Annotated in this window: 14 protein-coding genes and 1 tRNA gene; all 15 read left to right on the top strand. The window is 58.1% G+C overall.

The window, feature by feature from the left end; genetic code table 11:
• Positions 1-6 precede the first annotated feature (6 nt).
• The 15 genes from ACPWMG_RS18915 to nuoK all read left to right on the top strand — a co-directional run bounded on the left by ACPWMG_RS18915 (position 7) and on the right by nuoK (position 11854).
• Positions 7-1014 carry an NAD(P)H-quinone oxidoreductase gene (locus ACPWMG_RS18915; protein ID WP_483301030.1) on the top strand — a complete coding sequence of 336 codons (1008 nt, stop codon included), beginning with the start codon at positions 7-9 and terminating at the stop codon, positions 1012-1014.
• Between the two features lie 40 nt (positions 1015-1054).
• Positions 1055-1765 (top strand): triose-phosphate isomerase, encoded by a 711-nt coding sequence (gene tpiA / locus ACPWMG_RS18910; protein ID WP_483305287.1) that lies wholly within the window; start codon positions 1055-1057, stop codon positions 1763-1765.
• Between the two features lie 35 nt (positions 1766-1800).
• The gene (gene secG, locus ACPWMG_RS18905; RefSeq protein WP_483301029.1) at positions 1801-2187 is read left to right on the top strand and encodes a preprotein translocase subunit SecG; all 387 of its coding nucleotides are present in this window, start codon (positions 1801-1803) and stop codon (positions 2185-2187) included.
• Positions 2188-2300: 113 nt separating this feature from the next.
• Positions 2301-2385 (top strand) — tRNA-Leu (locus ACPWMG_RS18900).
• A gap of 56 nt (positions 2386-2441) precedes the next feature.
• Positions 2442-2801 carry an NADH-quinone oxidoreductase subunit A gene (locus ACPWMG_RS18895; protein WP_483301028.1) on the top strand — a complete coding sequence of 120 codons (360 nt, stop codon included), beginning with the start codon at positions 2442-2444 and terminating at the stop codon, positions 2799-2801.
• A 4-nt stretch (positions 2802-2805) separates the two neighbouring features.
• Entirely contained in the window at positions 2806-3285 is a 480-nt protein-coding gene (locus ACPWMG_RS18890; protein WP_422829029.1) for a NuoB/complex I 20 kDa subunit family protein, read from the top strand.
• An 8-nt stretch (positions 3286-3293) separates the two neighbouring features.
• Positions 3294-3905 carry an NADH-quinone oxidoreductase subunit C gene (locus ACPWMG_RS18885; RefSeq protein WP_483301027.1) on the top strand — a complete coding sequence of 204 codons (612 nt, stop codon included), beginning with the start codon at positions 3294-3296 and terminating at the stop codon, positions 3903-3905.
• Between the two features lie 26 nt (positions 3906-3931).
• On the top strand, positions 3932-5185 hold the full coding sequence (locus tag ACPWMG_RS18880; protein ID WP_483301026.1) for an NADH-quinone oxidoreductase subunit D: 1254 nt from the start codon (positions 3932-3934) through the stop codon (positions 5183-5185).
• On the top strand, positions 5182-5727 hold the full coding sequence (nuoE, locus tag ACPWMG_RS18875) for an NADH-quinone oxidoreductase subunit NuoE (RefSeq protein WP_483301025.1): 546 nt from the start codon (positions 5182-5184) through the stop codon (positions 5725-5727). The genes ACPWMG_RS18880 and nuoE overlap by 4 nt, the downstream gene beginning before the upstream one ends.
• Positions 5724-7088: an NADH-quinone oxidoreductase subunit NuoF gene (gene nuoF, locus ACPWMG_RS18870; protein WP_483301024.1), complete on the top strand. Its 1365-nt coding sequence runs from the start codon at positions 5724-5726 to the stop codon at positions 7086-7088. Before nuoE ends, nuoF begins: the two co-directional genes overlap by 4 nt.
• A 14-nt stretch (positions 7089-7102) precedes the next feature.
• Positions 7103-9262, top strand: coding sequence for an NADH-quinone oxidoreductase subunit NuoG (gene nuoG / locus ACPWMG_RS18865; protein ID WP_483301023.1), 2160 nt, complete (start codon positions 7103-7105; stop codon positions 9260-9262).
• Positions 9259-10335 (top strand): NADH-quinone oxidoreductase subunit NuoH, encoded by a 1077-nt coding sequence (gene nuoH, locus ACPWMG_RS18860; RefSeq protein WP_483301022.1) that lies wholly within the window; start codon positions 9259-9261, stop codon positions 10333-10335. The genes nuoG and nuoH overlap by 4 nt, the downstream gene beginning before the upstream one ends.
• Before the next feature lie 12 nt (positions 10336-10347).
• Positions 10348-10845 carry an NADH-quinone oxidoreductase subunit NuoI gene (gene nuoI / locus ACPWMG_RS18855; RefSeq protein WP_422829036.1) on the top strand — a complete coding sequence of 166 codons (498 nt, stop codon included), beginning with the start codon at positions 10348-10350 and terminating at the stop codon, positions 10843-10845.
• A 50-nt stretch (positions 10846-10895) separates the two neighbouring features.
• Positions 10896-11549 (top strand): NADH-quinone oxidoreductase subunit J, encoded by a 654-nt coding sequence (locus ACPWMG_RS18850; protein WP_483301021.1) that lies wholly within the window; start codon positions 10896-10898, stop codon positions 11547-11549.
• Positions 11546-11854 carry an NADH-quinone oxidoreductase subunit NuoK gene (gene nuoK, locus ACPWMG_RS18845; protein WP_483301020.1) on the top strand — a complete coding sequence of 103 codons (309 nt, stop codon included), beginning with the start codon at positions 11546-11548 and terminating at the stop codon, positions 11852-11854. The genes ACPWMG_RS18850 and nuoK overlap by 4 nt, the downstream gene beginning before the upstream one ends.
• The last annotated feature ends 24 nt before the right edge of the window (positions 11855-11878 follow it).

The following is an 11878-nucleotide window of genomic DNA, read 5'->3' as shown; positions in this document are numbered from 1 at the left end:
GACGCTATGAAAGCCATCGAAATCAGTTCTCCCGGAGCGCCCGAAGTGCTTCGCGTGGTCGACCGCCCGGTGCCTGTGCCCGCGGCTGGGGAATTGCTGGTGCGGGTAGAAGCCAGCGGTGTGAATCGCCCCGACGTTCTGCAGCGCACCGGCCACTATCCCGTGCCGCCAGGTGCCAGCGACATTCCTGGTTTGGAAATCGCGGGCGTGATCGAGTCCGGCGACGCGGCTGCGTTGGCCGAACACGGCTTCGCCATTGGCGACCGCGTGTGTGCCTTGGTGGCGGGCGGCGGTTATGCCGAATATTGCGTGGCCCCGGTGGCGCAGTGTTTACCAGTGCCCAAGGGTTTGTCGTCGCTGGAAGCGGCGGCCTTGCCTGAGACGTTTTTCACCGTGTGGAGCAATGTGTTTGACCGTGTTGCACTGCAGCCGGGCGAGACCTTGCTGGTGCACGGTGGCTCTAGCGGTATTGGCGTGACGGCGATCCAGTTGGCCAAGGCGCTGGGCTCCAAGGTGATCGTCACTGCTGGAAACGACGAAAAGTGTGCCGCATGTGTAGCTTTGGGGGCGGATCACGCCGTCAACTACAAGTCGACCGACTTTGTCGAAGAGGTGAAGCGCCTGACCGAAGGGCGGGGTGTCAACGTCATTCTGGACATGGTGGCGGGAGCTTATGTGGAGCGCAACATCCGTTGCTTGGCTGAAGATGGCCGTTTGGTCATCATCGCTGTGCAGGGTGGCACGCAGAGTGAAATCAATGCTGGTCTGGTGCTGCGCAAGCGTCTGACGGTGACGGGCTCGACCTTGCGGCCGCGCTCGGTGGCTTTCAAGGGCGCCATTGCGCGGGCTTTGCGGCAGAAGGTTTGGCCTTTGCTTGAAGCAGGGCAGGTGAAGTCGGTGGTTTATCGCGCATTGGCGGTGAAGGCGGCGGACGGCCAGGCCAACGGTGCCGTGCAAGCGCATGCGCTGATGGAATCGAATGTGCATGTGGGCAAAATCGTACTGACGTGGTGACTGACAAGTGAAGAAAAAACTCATTGCTGGTAACTGGAAGATGAACGGCAGCCTGGCGGCCAACGAGAAGCTCATTGCTGAGATTCTTGCGGCGAAGCCGGGTACTGCGGCTGACGTGGCGGTGTGCGTGCCTGCGCCGTATCTGCAGCAGGTGTCGGCCTTGGTGGCTGGCTCTTCTGTGGGTGTGGGTGCGCAAGACGTTTCTGCGCATGAAGCGGGCGCCTACACGGGCGAGGCCTCGGCGCAGATGCTGAAAGAATTTGGTGTGCGTTACGCCATCATTGGCCACTCCGAGCGGCGCCAATACCATGGTGAAACCGACGAGTCGATTGCGGCCAAGGCGCAGGCTGCGTTGAAAGCAGGCATCTGCCCGATCGTTTGTGTGGGTGAGTCGCTCGAAGAGCGCGAAGCCGGCCAGACGGAAGCGGTGGTGAAGCGTCAATTGGCTGCGGTGGTGCATGCCAATGGGCATTGCATCAGTGAGATCGTGGTGGCTTACGAGCCGCGCTGGGCGATTGGCACTGGGAAAACGGCCACGCCTGAGCAGGCGCAAGAGGTGCATGCTGCATTGCGCGCCCAACTGCGTTTGGCGACGGAGCATGCTGACCGGATTCGTATTCTCTATGGCGGCAGCATGAACGCGGCGAATGCGGCGGTTTTGCTGGCGCAGCCGGATATTGACGGTGGCTTGATTGGTGGAGCGGCGCTTAAGGCTGTTGATTTCCTGAAGATTGTGGATGCGGCGCAATAAGCAGCGGCGCAGATTTTGATAATTGGAGTGTTGAGATGAGTATGTTTGTCAATTTGATTCTGGTCGTGCAAATTCTGGCGGCGCTGGGCATGATCGGTCTGATCCTGGTTCAGCACGGCAAGGGCGCCGACATGGGTGCGGCCTTCGGCAGTGGCAGTTCTGGCAGCCTGTTTGGCGCCAGCGGCAGTGCGAACTTCCTGTCGCGTACCACGGGTGTTTTGGCTGCTGTTTTCTTTGTTTGCACCTTGGCTTTGGCCTACTTTGGCAACCATCGTCCCACCAGCGCTGGCAGTGTTCTGGAGCGCGCCAACGTGGTCGCGCCTGAAGCCGCTGGCATTCCAGCGGGTACCGCGTCCGGTGCTCCTGCCGCCGTAGCGCCTGCCGTTCCTGCTTCTGGCGTCGACCAGATTCCGGCAAAATAATCTGTGCGAAATTGCCGCTCCAAAGGGTTTTGGAGTGGTTTCAGGGTAAACTCTAAAGCTGTACGGAAAGCCAATAACCGCAAGGTTCCTCATGCCATCCGTATAGAAAAACCGCCGTCGTGGTGAAATTGGTAGACACGCTATCTTGAGGGGGTAGTGGCGAAAGCTGTGCGAGTTCGAGTCTCGCCGACGGCACCAACAAAAAAGCTCCCTCGGCTTTGTGGTCGAGGGAGCTTCAGAAGTAGAGCCTCTCGATGAACCTTGACCAGTACCTCCCTGTCCTTTTGTTCATCCTGGTCGGTATCGGCGTAGGGATTGCGCCCCAGGTACTTGGCTACATCCTCGGGCCAAACCGCCCCGATAGCGCTAAAAATTCCCCTTACGAGTGTGGCTTCGAAGCTTTCGAAGACGCGCGCATGAAATTCGATGTGCGCTACTACCTCATCGCCATTCTTTTCATCCTGTTCGATCTGGAAACCGCATTTCTGATTCCTTGGGCTGCTGCCTTCAAGGAAATTGGCTTGATCGGCTACCTGTTCGGTCTGGAGTTTGTGGCGGTGCTCACATTCGGATTTGTCTACATGTGGAAAAAAGGCGCCCTCGATTGGGAGTGAAGCAATGATTGAAGGTGTATTGAAAGAAGGCTTCGTCACGACGAGTTACGACTCGGTTGTGAACTGGGCCAAAACCGGCTCGTTGTGGCCCATGACCTTCGGGTTGGCCTGCTGCGCAGTCGAGATGATGCATGTGGCGGCTGCCCGTTATGACATCGGTCGCTTCGGCTCCGAAGTGTTTCGTGCAAGCCCGCGTCAGTCCGATCTGATGATCGTGGCCGGCACCTTGTGCAACAAGATGGCGCCCGCTCTGCGCAAGGTTTACGACCAGATGTCGGAGCCGCGTTGGGTGTTGTCCATGGGTTCGTGCGCCAATGGTGGCGGCTACTACCACTACAGTTACTCCGTCGTGCGCGGTTGCGACCGCATTGTGCCGGTTGATGTGTACGTGCCAGGCTGCCCGCCCACCGCAGAAGCCTTGCTTTACGGCATCATCCAGTTGCAGCAGAAGATTCGCCGCACCAACACCATTGCGCGGGACTAGGAGAACGCATGTCTGATGTAGCCATCCATCCGGATTCTCTGAAAGAAGTCATTGCCACCACGCTGGGCGAAAAAGCCAAGCGTATCGTGGTCGCCCTGGGTGAAGTGACTGTTGTGGTTGACGCGGCCAACTATGCCGGCGTCATGCAAACCTTGCGCGATGCACCCGGCTGCCGTTTTGAGCAGTTGATCGATTTGTGTGGTGTCGACTATTCGACCTACATGGACGCGGTGTGGGAAGGTGCGCGTTTCTGCGTGGTCTCGCACTTGCTGTCGGTGAGCTTGAACCAGCGCGTGCGCGTCAAAGTGTTCTGCCCTGATGACGATTTGCCACTGGTGGCTTCGGTGTCCACGCTGTGGGCGTCGGCCAACTGGTTCGAGCGCGAAGCGTTTGACTTGTACGGCATCGTGTTTGACGGGCACAACGACTTACGCCGCATTCTCACGGACTACGGTTTCGTGGGCCATCCATTCCGTAAAGACTTCCCTTTGTCTGGCCATGTGGAAATGCGCTACGACGCCGAGCGTCAGCGCGTGGTGTACGAGCCGGTTTCCATCGAGCCACGTGAAATCACGCCGCGGATCATTCGCGAAGACAAGTACGGAGGAGGCCTGCATTGAGCCCCGTGGGCGCAATGTAAGAAATCATGGCAGAGATCAAAAACTACACCCTCAATTTCGGTCCTCAACACCCTGCAGCACACGGCGTGCTGCGTTTGGTGCTTGAGCTGGACGGCGAAGTCGTCCAGCGTGCTGACCCGCACATCGGCTTGTTGCACCGCGCCACTGAAAAGCTGGCCGAGAGCAAGACCTTCATCCAGTCGCTGCCGTACATGGATCGCTTGGACTATGTGTCCATGATGTCCAACGAGCACGCCTACTGCCTGGCAATTGAGAAGTTGCTCGAATTGGAAGTGCCGATTCGTGCGCAATACATCCGCGTGATGTTCGCTGAAATCACGCGCATGTTGAACCACCTGATGTGGCTCGGCTCGCACGGCAACGATTGCGGTAGCTCGACGATTCTGATTTACGCATTCCGCGAACGTGAAGACCTGTTCGACATCTACGAAGCGGTGTCGGGCGCGCGTATGCACGCGGCTTACTTCCGTCCAGGTGGCGTGTACCGCGACCTGCCGGACACCATGCCGCAGTACAAGGTCAGCAAGATCAAGAATGCCAAGGCCTTGGCTGCCATGAATGAAAACCGCCAGGGCAGCCTGCTGGATTTCATTGACGATTTCACCAAGCGCTTCCCCACGTACCTTGAGGAATACCACACGCTGCTGACCGAGAACCGCATCTGGAAACAGCGTACGGTTGGCATCGGCGTCATGGACCCGGATCGTGCGTTGAACCTGGGCCTGACCGGCCCGATGCTGCGTGGCTCGGGCGTGGCTTGGGACTTGCGCAAGAAGCAGCCGTACGACGCGTACGACAAAGTTGAATTCGACATCCCTGTTGGCAAAACCGGTGATTGCTATGACCGCTACCTCGTCCGCATGGAAGAGCTGAAGCAGTCCAACCACATCATCAAGCAGTGTGTGGACTGGTTGCGCGTCAACCCCGGCCCGGTCATCACGGACAACCACAAGGTGGCCTCGCCATCGCGTGAATCCATGAAGTCCAACATGGAAGAGTTGATCCACCACTTCAAGCTCTTCACCGAAGGCTTCCACGTGCCAGAAGGCGAAGCCTATGCGGCGGTGGAACACCCGAAGGGCGAGTTCGGTATTTACTTGATCAGCGACGGCGCCAACAAGCCTTACCGCCTGAAGATTCGTCCGCCAGGCTTTGTGCACCTTTCCGCATTGGACGAAATGTCGCGCGGCCACATGATTGCGGACGCGGTTGCCATTATTGGCACGCTGGACATCGTGTTCGGAGAAATTGATCGATGAGTAGCCCACAACATTCTGAAGCGGCCGTCACCCTGTCGGCTGACGTGCTGGCGTTGTTTGCCAAAGAAGTGGCCAAGTACCCTGCAGAGCAGAAGCAGTCTGCTGTGATGGCGTGCCTGACCATTGCGCAAAAGCAGCACGGTTATGTGAGCGTCGATATCGAGCGCCAGATCGCCGACTACCTCGGCATGCCACAGATTGCCGTGCACGAAGTCACCACGTTCTACAACATGTACAACCAGCACCCTGTTGGCAAGTACAAGTTGAACGTCTGCACCAACCTGCCTTGTTTGCTGCGCGACGGTGCCAAAGCCTTGAAGCATCTGGAGCACAAGCTCCACATCGAAATGGGCGGCACGACGCCAGATGGCCTGTTCACGTTGCAGCAGTCCGAGTGTCTGGGCGCCTGTGCTGACTCTCCGGTGATGTTGGTCAACGACCTGACGATGTGCAGCTTCATGTCCAACGAAAAGCTGGACCAACTGGTTGATGGCCTGCGTGCCGCTGAAGCCGGTGCCAACCATTCGGAAGGGCAAGCATGAACTCGCAACAAGTATTGGCCCAATTCCAGGCCACGGGTGTGCAAACGTGTTTTCACGACCGCCACATCAACCCGCAAATTTACGCGGGCCTGAACGGCAGCAACTGGCGCCTGAAAGACTACGAATCGCGTGGCGGCTATCAAGCGCTGCGCAAGATCCTGGGCAAAGACGGCGTGGCTGGCAATGAAGCCGGCTTGACCCAAGACCAGGTGATCGGCACGGTTAAAGAATCCGGCCTGCGTGGCCGTGGTGGTGCAGGTTTTCCCACGGGTTTGAAGTGGAGCTTCATGCCCCGCCAATTTCCTGGTCAAAAGCATTTAGTCTGTAACTCAGACGAAGGCGAACCCGGTACCTGCAAAGACCGCGACATTCTGCAATTCAATCCGCACATCGTGATTGAAGGCATGATCATTGCCGCCTACGCCATGGGCATTAGCCTGGGCTACAACTACATTCACGGCGAAATTTTCCAGAGCTACCAGCGGTTTGAAGAAGCGCTGGAAGAAGCGCGCGCAGCGGGCTATCTGGGCGACGGCATTCTCGGCAGCAGCTTCAATTTCCAACTGCATGCGGCCCATGGTTTTGGCGCCTACATCTGCGGTGAAGAAACGGCGTTGCTCGAATCGCTGGAAGGCAAGAAGGGCCAACCGCGCTTCAAGCCACCGTTTCCGGCCAGCTTTGGCCTTTACGGCAAACCCACCACCATCAACAACACCGAAACCTTCGCGGCTGTGCCGTGGATCATTCGCAATGGTGGCGCGGCGTACCTGGAGTGTGGCAAGCCCAACAACGGCGGCACCAAGATTTACTCGGTTTCTGGCGACGTCGAATTGCCTGGCAATTACGAAGTGCCGATGGGCACGCCGTTCTCCAAGCTGTTGGAGCTTGCCGGTGGTGTGCGCAAGGGCCGTACGCTGAAGGCTGTGATCCCTGGCGGATCGTCTTCGCCCGTGTTGCCAGCGTCCATCATGATGGAATGCACCATGGACTACGACTCTATCGCCAAGGCCGGCTCGATGCTGGGCTCCGGCGCGGTGATCGTCATGGACGACAGCCGTTGCATGGTCGAGAGCCTGAAGCGTCTGTCTTACTTCTACATGCACGAGTCGTGTGGTCAGTGCACGCCTTGCCGCGAAGGCACGGGCTGGCTCTGGCGCTTGGTGGATCGTATTCATCGCGGAGAAGGGCGTCCAACTGATTTGGACTTGCTGAACTCCGTGGCCGACAACATTCAGGGTCGCACGATTTGCGCTCTTGGCGACGCCGCGGCCATGCCCGTGCGCGCCATGATCAAGCACTTCCGCCCTGAGTTTGAGGCAATGATCTCTAAAAGCGCGCGTCCGTTGGCTGAACCGGTCTGAGTGCGGGAAAAAATATGGTTGAAATAGAACTCGATGGTCAGAAGGTAGAAATTACCGAAGGCAGCATGGTGATGCATGCAGCCGAAAAAGCGGGCACCTACATTCCCCACTTTTGTTACCACAAGAAATTGAGCATTGCGGCCAACTGCCGCATGTGTTTGGTTGATGTGGAAAAAGCGCCAAAGCCTATGCCCGCATGCGCCACGCCCGTGACGCAAGGCATGATTGTGCGCACCAAGACGCCCAAGGCGATCAAGGCGCAGCAGTCGGTGATGGAATTCCTGCTGATCAACCACCCACTGGATTGCCCGATTTGCGACCAGGGTGGCGAATGCCAATTGCAAGACTTGGCAGTTGGATATGGCGGCTCGACTTCGCGATATCAAGAAGAGAAACGGGTTGTTTTCCATAAGGACGTCGGCCCGCTGATCTCCATGGAAGAAATGAGCCGTTGCATTCACTGCACACGTTGCGTCCGCTTTGGCCAGGAAGTGGCCGGCGTGATGGAGCTGGGCATGATCCACCGCGGCGAACATTCGGAAATCACCACCGTGTTGAATGACACCGTGGACTCCGAACTGTCGGGCAACATGATCGACATCTGCCCTGTGGGCGCGCTGACCAGCAAGCCTTTCCGCTACAGTGCCCGTACCTGGGAACTGGGCCGCCGCAAGTCGGTCAGCCCGCACGATTCCACTGGCGCGAACCTGATTGTTCAAGTGAAGAACAACAAGGTCATGCGTGTGGTGCCGTTCGAGAACGACGCCATCAACGAATGCTGGATTGCCGACCGCGATCGTTTCTCCTACGAAGCGCTGAACAGCGACCAACGCCTAACCCAGCCGATGCTGAAGCAGGGCGGTGAGTGGAAGACCGTCGACTGGCAAACCGCCCTCGAATACGTAGCTACTGGCCTGCGTCAAATTTCTGCCGACCACGGCGCAGCAAGCCTTGGCTTATTGGCCAGCCCCCACAGCACGCTCGAAGAACTTGCTTTGGCCGGCAAGCTGGTGCGCGGTCTGGGTAGCGAAAACATCGACTACCGCCTGCGTAACGCTGAGTTCGCCGCCACCACGGGCAAGGCCCAATGGCTGGGCACCACGATTGCTTCGTTGTCGACCTTGCAGCAAGTGCTGGTCGTGGGTTCGAACCTGCGCAAAGACCATCCGCTGTTTGCCCAACGCATTCGCCAAGCCACCCGCAAGGGCGCGCGTGTGCAAGTACTGAACGATCGCAAGAGCGATTGGGCCATGAACATCGCCAACGAAATGGTCGCTCCTGCGGCCAACTGGGTGGGTCTGTTGGCTGGCATCGCTGCCGCCATCGGTACCGAAACCGGCGCAACGCCTCCTGTGGCAGGCAACGCTGACGAAGCGGCTACCCGCATTGCCAAGGGCTTATTGTCCGGCGAGCGCAAAGCCATTTTGCTGGGCAACGGTGCCGCGCACCACGTCAAGGCCTCGAGCCTGCTGGCTCTGGCGACCTGGATTGCAGGCCAGTGCGGCGCGACGGTGGGTTACCTGACAGAAGCCGCCAATACGGTTGGCGCGCAATTGGTCGGTGCTGTTCCTGGTGCGAATGGTCAAAATGCCGGCCAAATGCTGGCCGGTGGCTTGAAGGCCGCCGTGTTGCTCAACACCGAGCCGCAGTTCGACGCTGCCAACGGTCCAGCCGCTTTGGCTGGCTTGAACAAAGCGCAAATGGTTGTCACGCTCAGTCCGTTCAAGGCCAACCTGGACATCAGCGACGTGTTGCTGCCGATCGCGCCGTTCACCGAAACCTCGGGTACGTTTGTGAATGCCGAAGGGCACGTGCAAAGTTTCCACGCCGTGGTCAAGCCACTGGGCGAAACCCGTCCAGGCTGGAAGGTGCTGCGCGTCTTGGGCAACTTGCTCGGCTTGCCTGGTTTTGAATACGAGTCATCGCAAGAAATCGTGTCGAAGCTCGGTCTGGCGCAAGCCGATACCGGCAAGGTCTCGGCCGATGTGTTGTCCAACAGCGTGGGCAACGTCACCATCGACACCGCACCTGCCGCTGGCACGCCAGCCGTGGCCAGCATTTACCAACTCGACGGTATCGTGCGCCGCGCCGCATCACTGCAATTGACGGCAGACGGACGTGGTGTTGGGATCAGCGGTTTGGTTGAAGTACAGCAAGAGGAGACCGTTGCATGATCGACGCCATCTACAACGGCGGGTTGCATCTGGTAGGGCAGACGTGGTGGGCCACCCTCGCGTGGCCTGTGATCTGGAACCTGCTGAAAATCATTCTGGTGCTGGCACCCTTGATGGGCGCCGTGGCATACCTCACGCTGTGGGAACGTAAGCTGCTGGGCTGGATTCAAGTGCGTCACGGCCCCAACCGCGTGGGCCCCTTGGGCTTGTTGCAGCCGATCGCTGATGCGTTGAAGCTGCTGACCAAGGAAATGATCAACCCCACGGCGGCCAGCAAGGGCCTGTTCCGTTTGGGCCCGATCATGGCCATCATGCCGGCCTTGGCTGCCTGGGTGGCGATTCCTTTCGGCCCCGATACCGTGTTGGCCAATGTCAACGCCGCTTTGCTGCTGATCATGGCGATCACCTCGATCGAAGTTTATGGTGTGATCATTGCCGGTTGGGCTTCCAACTCCAAGTACGCCTTCCTCGGCGCACTGCGGGCTTCGGCACAAATGGTGAGCTACGAAATCGCCATGGGCTTCTGCCTGGTGATCGTGGTCATGGTGTCCGGTAGCTTGAATCTGGGCGACGTCGTGGCCGTGCAAGGTCGTGGCATGGGCGCAGACATGGGCCTGGGCTTCCTGTCGTGGAACTGGTTGCCGCTGTTGCCGATCTTCCTGGTCTACGTGATTTCCGGCGTGGCCGAAACCAACCGTCACCCGTTTGACGTGGTCGAAGGCGAAGCTGAAATCGTGGCCGGCCACATGGTCGAGTACTCGGGCATGGGCTTTGCCATCTTCTTCTTGGCCGAATACGCCAGCATGTGGCTGGTGTCGATTCTGGCGGCGCTGATGTTCCTGGGTGGCTGGCTTTCGCCTGTGGCTTTCCTGGACTTCATTCCCGGCTGGATCTGGCTTGGTTTGAAGACATTCTTTGTGGTGTCGTTGTTCATTTGGATTCGTGGCACGTTCCCACGTTTCCGTTACGACCAGATCATGCGCCTGGGCTGGAAGATCTTCATTCCAGTCACCTTGGTTTGGCTGGTTTTGGTTGGAGGGTGGATGCACACCCCCTTCAACATTTGGAAATAAGTGGGGCTCGAGATGACCGCAGTAGCATCTGTTAAAGATTTTGTCTCCAGTTTCATGCTCGCCGAGTTGTTCAAGGGCATGGCCCTGACCGGCAAGTACATGTTCAAACGCAAGGTGACGGTGCAGTTCCCTGAGGAAAAGACACCTATCTCCCCGCGTTTCCGTGGCCTGCACGCGCTGCGCCGTTATGAAAACGGTGAAGAGCGTTGCATCGCATGCAAGTTGTGCGAAGCGGTGTGCCCGGCCATGGCCATCACCATCGAGTCCGATGTGCGTGACGACGGTTCGCGCCGCACCACGCGCTACGACATCGATTTGACCAAGTGCATCTTTTGCGGCTTCTGCGAAGAAAGCTGCCCGGTGGACTCCATCGTGGAAACGCACATCTTCGAGTACCACGGTGAAAAACGTGGCGACCTGTACTTCACCAAAGACATGCTCTTGGCCGTTGGCGATCGCTACGAAACCGAAATTGCAGCTGCCAAAGCGGCAGATGCCAAGTACCGCTGATACCGCTGACCAAACGCTGATGAGCGCCCACTTGCAAAAAGATTCACCCCATGGATGTTAAGACCGGTTTCTTCTACTTGTTCTCGACTGTGCTGTTGTTCTCAGCCTTTCGAGTCATTACCGCCCGCAATCCGGTACACGCTGTTTTGTACCTGATGTTGGCGTTTTCGCAGGCTTCTGGCGTGTGGCTGTTGCTGCAAGCCGAATTCCTGGCGATCACCCTGGTGCTGGTGTACCTGGGCGCCGTGATGGTGCTGTTCCTGTTCGTAGTGATGATGCTGGACATCGACATGGACAGCATGCGCCGTGGCTTCTGGCGGCATTTCCCACTGGCCGCCGGTATCGGCGTTCTCATCGCGTTGGAAATGGCCTACGTGTTGCTGGGTGGCTTCCGCGATGCACCGCAAACCGTACCCGCTGTGGCCGCGCAAGTGCCAAACACCAAGGCTTTGGGCATCTTGCTCTACACCGAATACCTGTATCAACTGGAAATCGCCGCTGTGATCTTGTTGGTGGCCATGATTGCCGCCATCGCCTTGACGCTGCGTCAACGCAAAGACACCAAGTTTGTCAGCGTGAGCGACCAGGTGCGTGTGCGTGCCCGAGACCGCCTGAGCGTGGTCAACGTGGTCAGCACCAAGCCACCCGTTGCCCCACCTGAGCCAGCACCGGCCGCACCTGCTACCGAGGAGAAAAAAGCATGACCTTGACGCTTGGACACTATCTGTCGCTGGGAGCGATGCTGTTCGCCATGTCGGTCATTGGCATCTTCTTGAACCGCAAGAACCTGATCGTGCTGCTGATGGCCATCGAACTGATGCTGTTGGCCGTGAACATGAACTTTGTGGCCTTCTCCCACTACCTGGGTGACTTGCACGGCCAAGTGTTCGTGTTCTTCATCTTGACGGTGGCTGCCGCTGAATCGGCCATCGGCCTGGCGATTCTCGTGCTCCTCTTCCGTAACAAGTCCAGCATCAATGTGGACGAACTCAACTCGCTCAAGGGTTGAGCCAGACGGTTCAACAATAAAAAA

This window comes from Hydrophilobacter chitinilyticus (assembly GCF_049860745.1).
In the GTDB taxonomy this organism is placed as follows: Bacteria; Pseudomonadota; Gammaproteobacteria; order Burkholderiales; family Burkholderiaceae_C; genus Rhodoferax_B.
Note: the sequence above shows the minus strand (reverse complement) of the source record. Positions and strands in the feature narration are given on the sequence as shown.

Bases quoted from the DNA above. Each gene is read 5' to 3' on its own strand.
- ACPWMG_RS18915 (WP_483301030.1), top strand. From the start codon at position 7: ATGAAAGCCATCGAAATCAGTTCTCCCGGAGCGCCCGAAGTGCTTCGC.
- tpiA (WP_483305287.1), top strand. From the start codon at position 1,055: ATGAACGGCAGCCTGGCGGCCAACGAGAAGCTCATTGCTGAGATTCTT.
- secG (WP_483301029.1), top strand. From the start codon at position 1,801: ATGAGTATGTTTGTCAATTTGATTCTGGTCGTGCAAATTCTGGCGGCG.
- ACPWMG_RS18895 (WP_483301028.1), top strand. From the start codon at position 2,442: ATGAACCTTGACCAGTACCTCCCTGTCCTTTTGTTCATCCTGGTCGGT.
- ACPWMG_RS18890 (WP_422829029.1), top strand. From the start codon at position 2,806: ATGATTGAAGGTGTATTGAAAGAAGGCTTCGTCACGACGAGTTACGAC.
- ACPWMG_RS18885 (WP_483301027.1), top strand. From the start codon at position 3,294: ATGTCTGATGTAGCCATCCATCCGGATTCTCTGAAAGAAGTCATTGCC.
- ACPWMG_RS18880 (WP_483301026.1), top strand. From the start codon at position 3,932: ATGGCAGAGATCAAAAACTACACCCTCAATTTCGGTCCTCAACACCCT.
- nuoE (WP_483301025.1), top strand. From the start codon at position 5,182: ATGAGTAGCCCACAACATTCTGAAGCGGCCGTCACCCTGTCGGCTGAC.
- nuoF (WP_483301024.1), top strand. From the start codon at position 5,724: ATGAACTCGCAACAAGTATTGGCCCAATTCCAGGCCACGGGTGTGCAA.
- nuoG (WP_483301023.1), top strand. From the start codon at position 7,103: ATGGTTGAAATAGAACTCGATGGTCAGAAGGTAGAAATTACCGAAGGC.
- nuoH (WP_483301022.1), top strand. From the start codon at position 9,259: ATGATCGACGCCATCTACAACGGCGGGTTGCATCTGGTAGGGCAGACG.
- nuoI (WP_422829036.1), top strand. From the start codon at position 10,348: ATGACCGCAGTAGCATCTGTTAAAGATTTTGTCTCCAGTTTCATGCTC.
- ACPWMG_RS18850 (WP_483301021.1), top strand. From the start codon at position 10,896: ATGGATGTTAAGACCGGTTTCTTCTACTTGTTCTCGACTGTGCTGTTG.
- nuoK (WP_483301020.1), top strand. From the start codon at position 11,546: ATGACCTTGACGCTTGGACACTATCTGTCGCTGGGAGCGATGCTGTTC.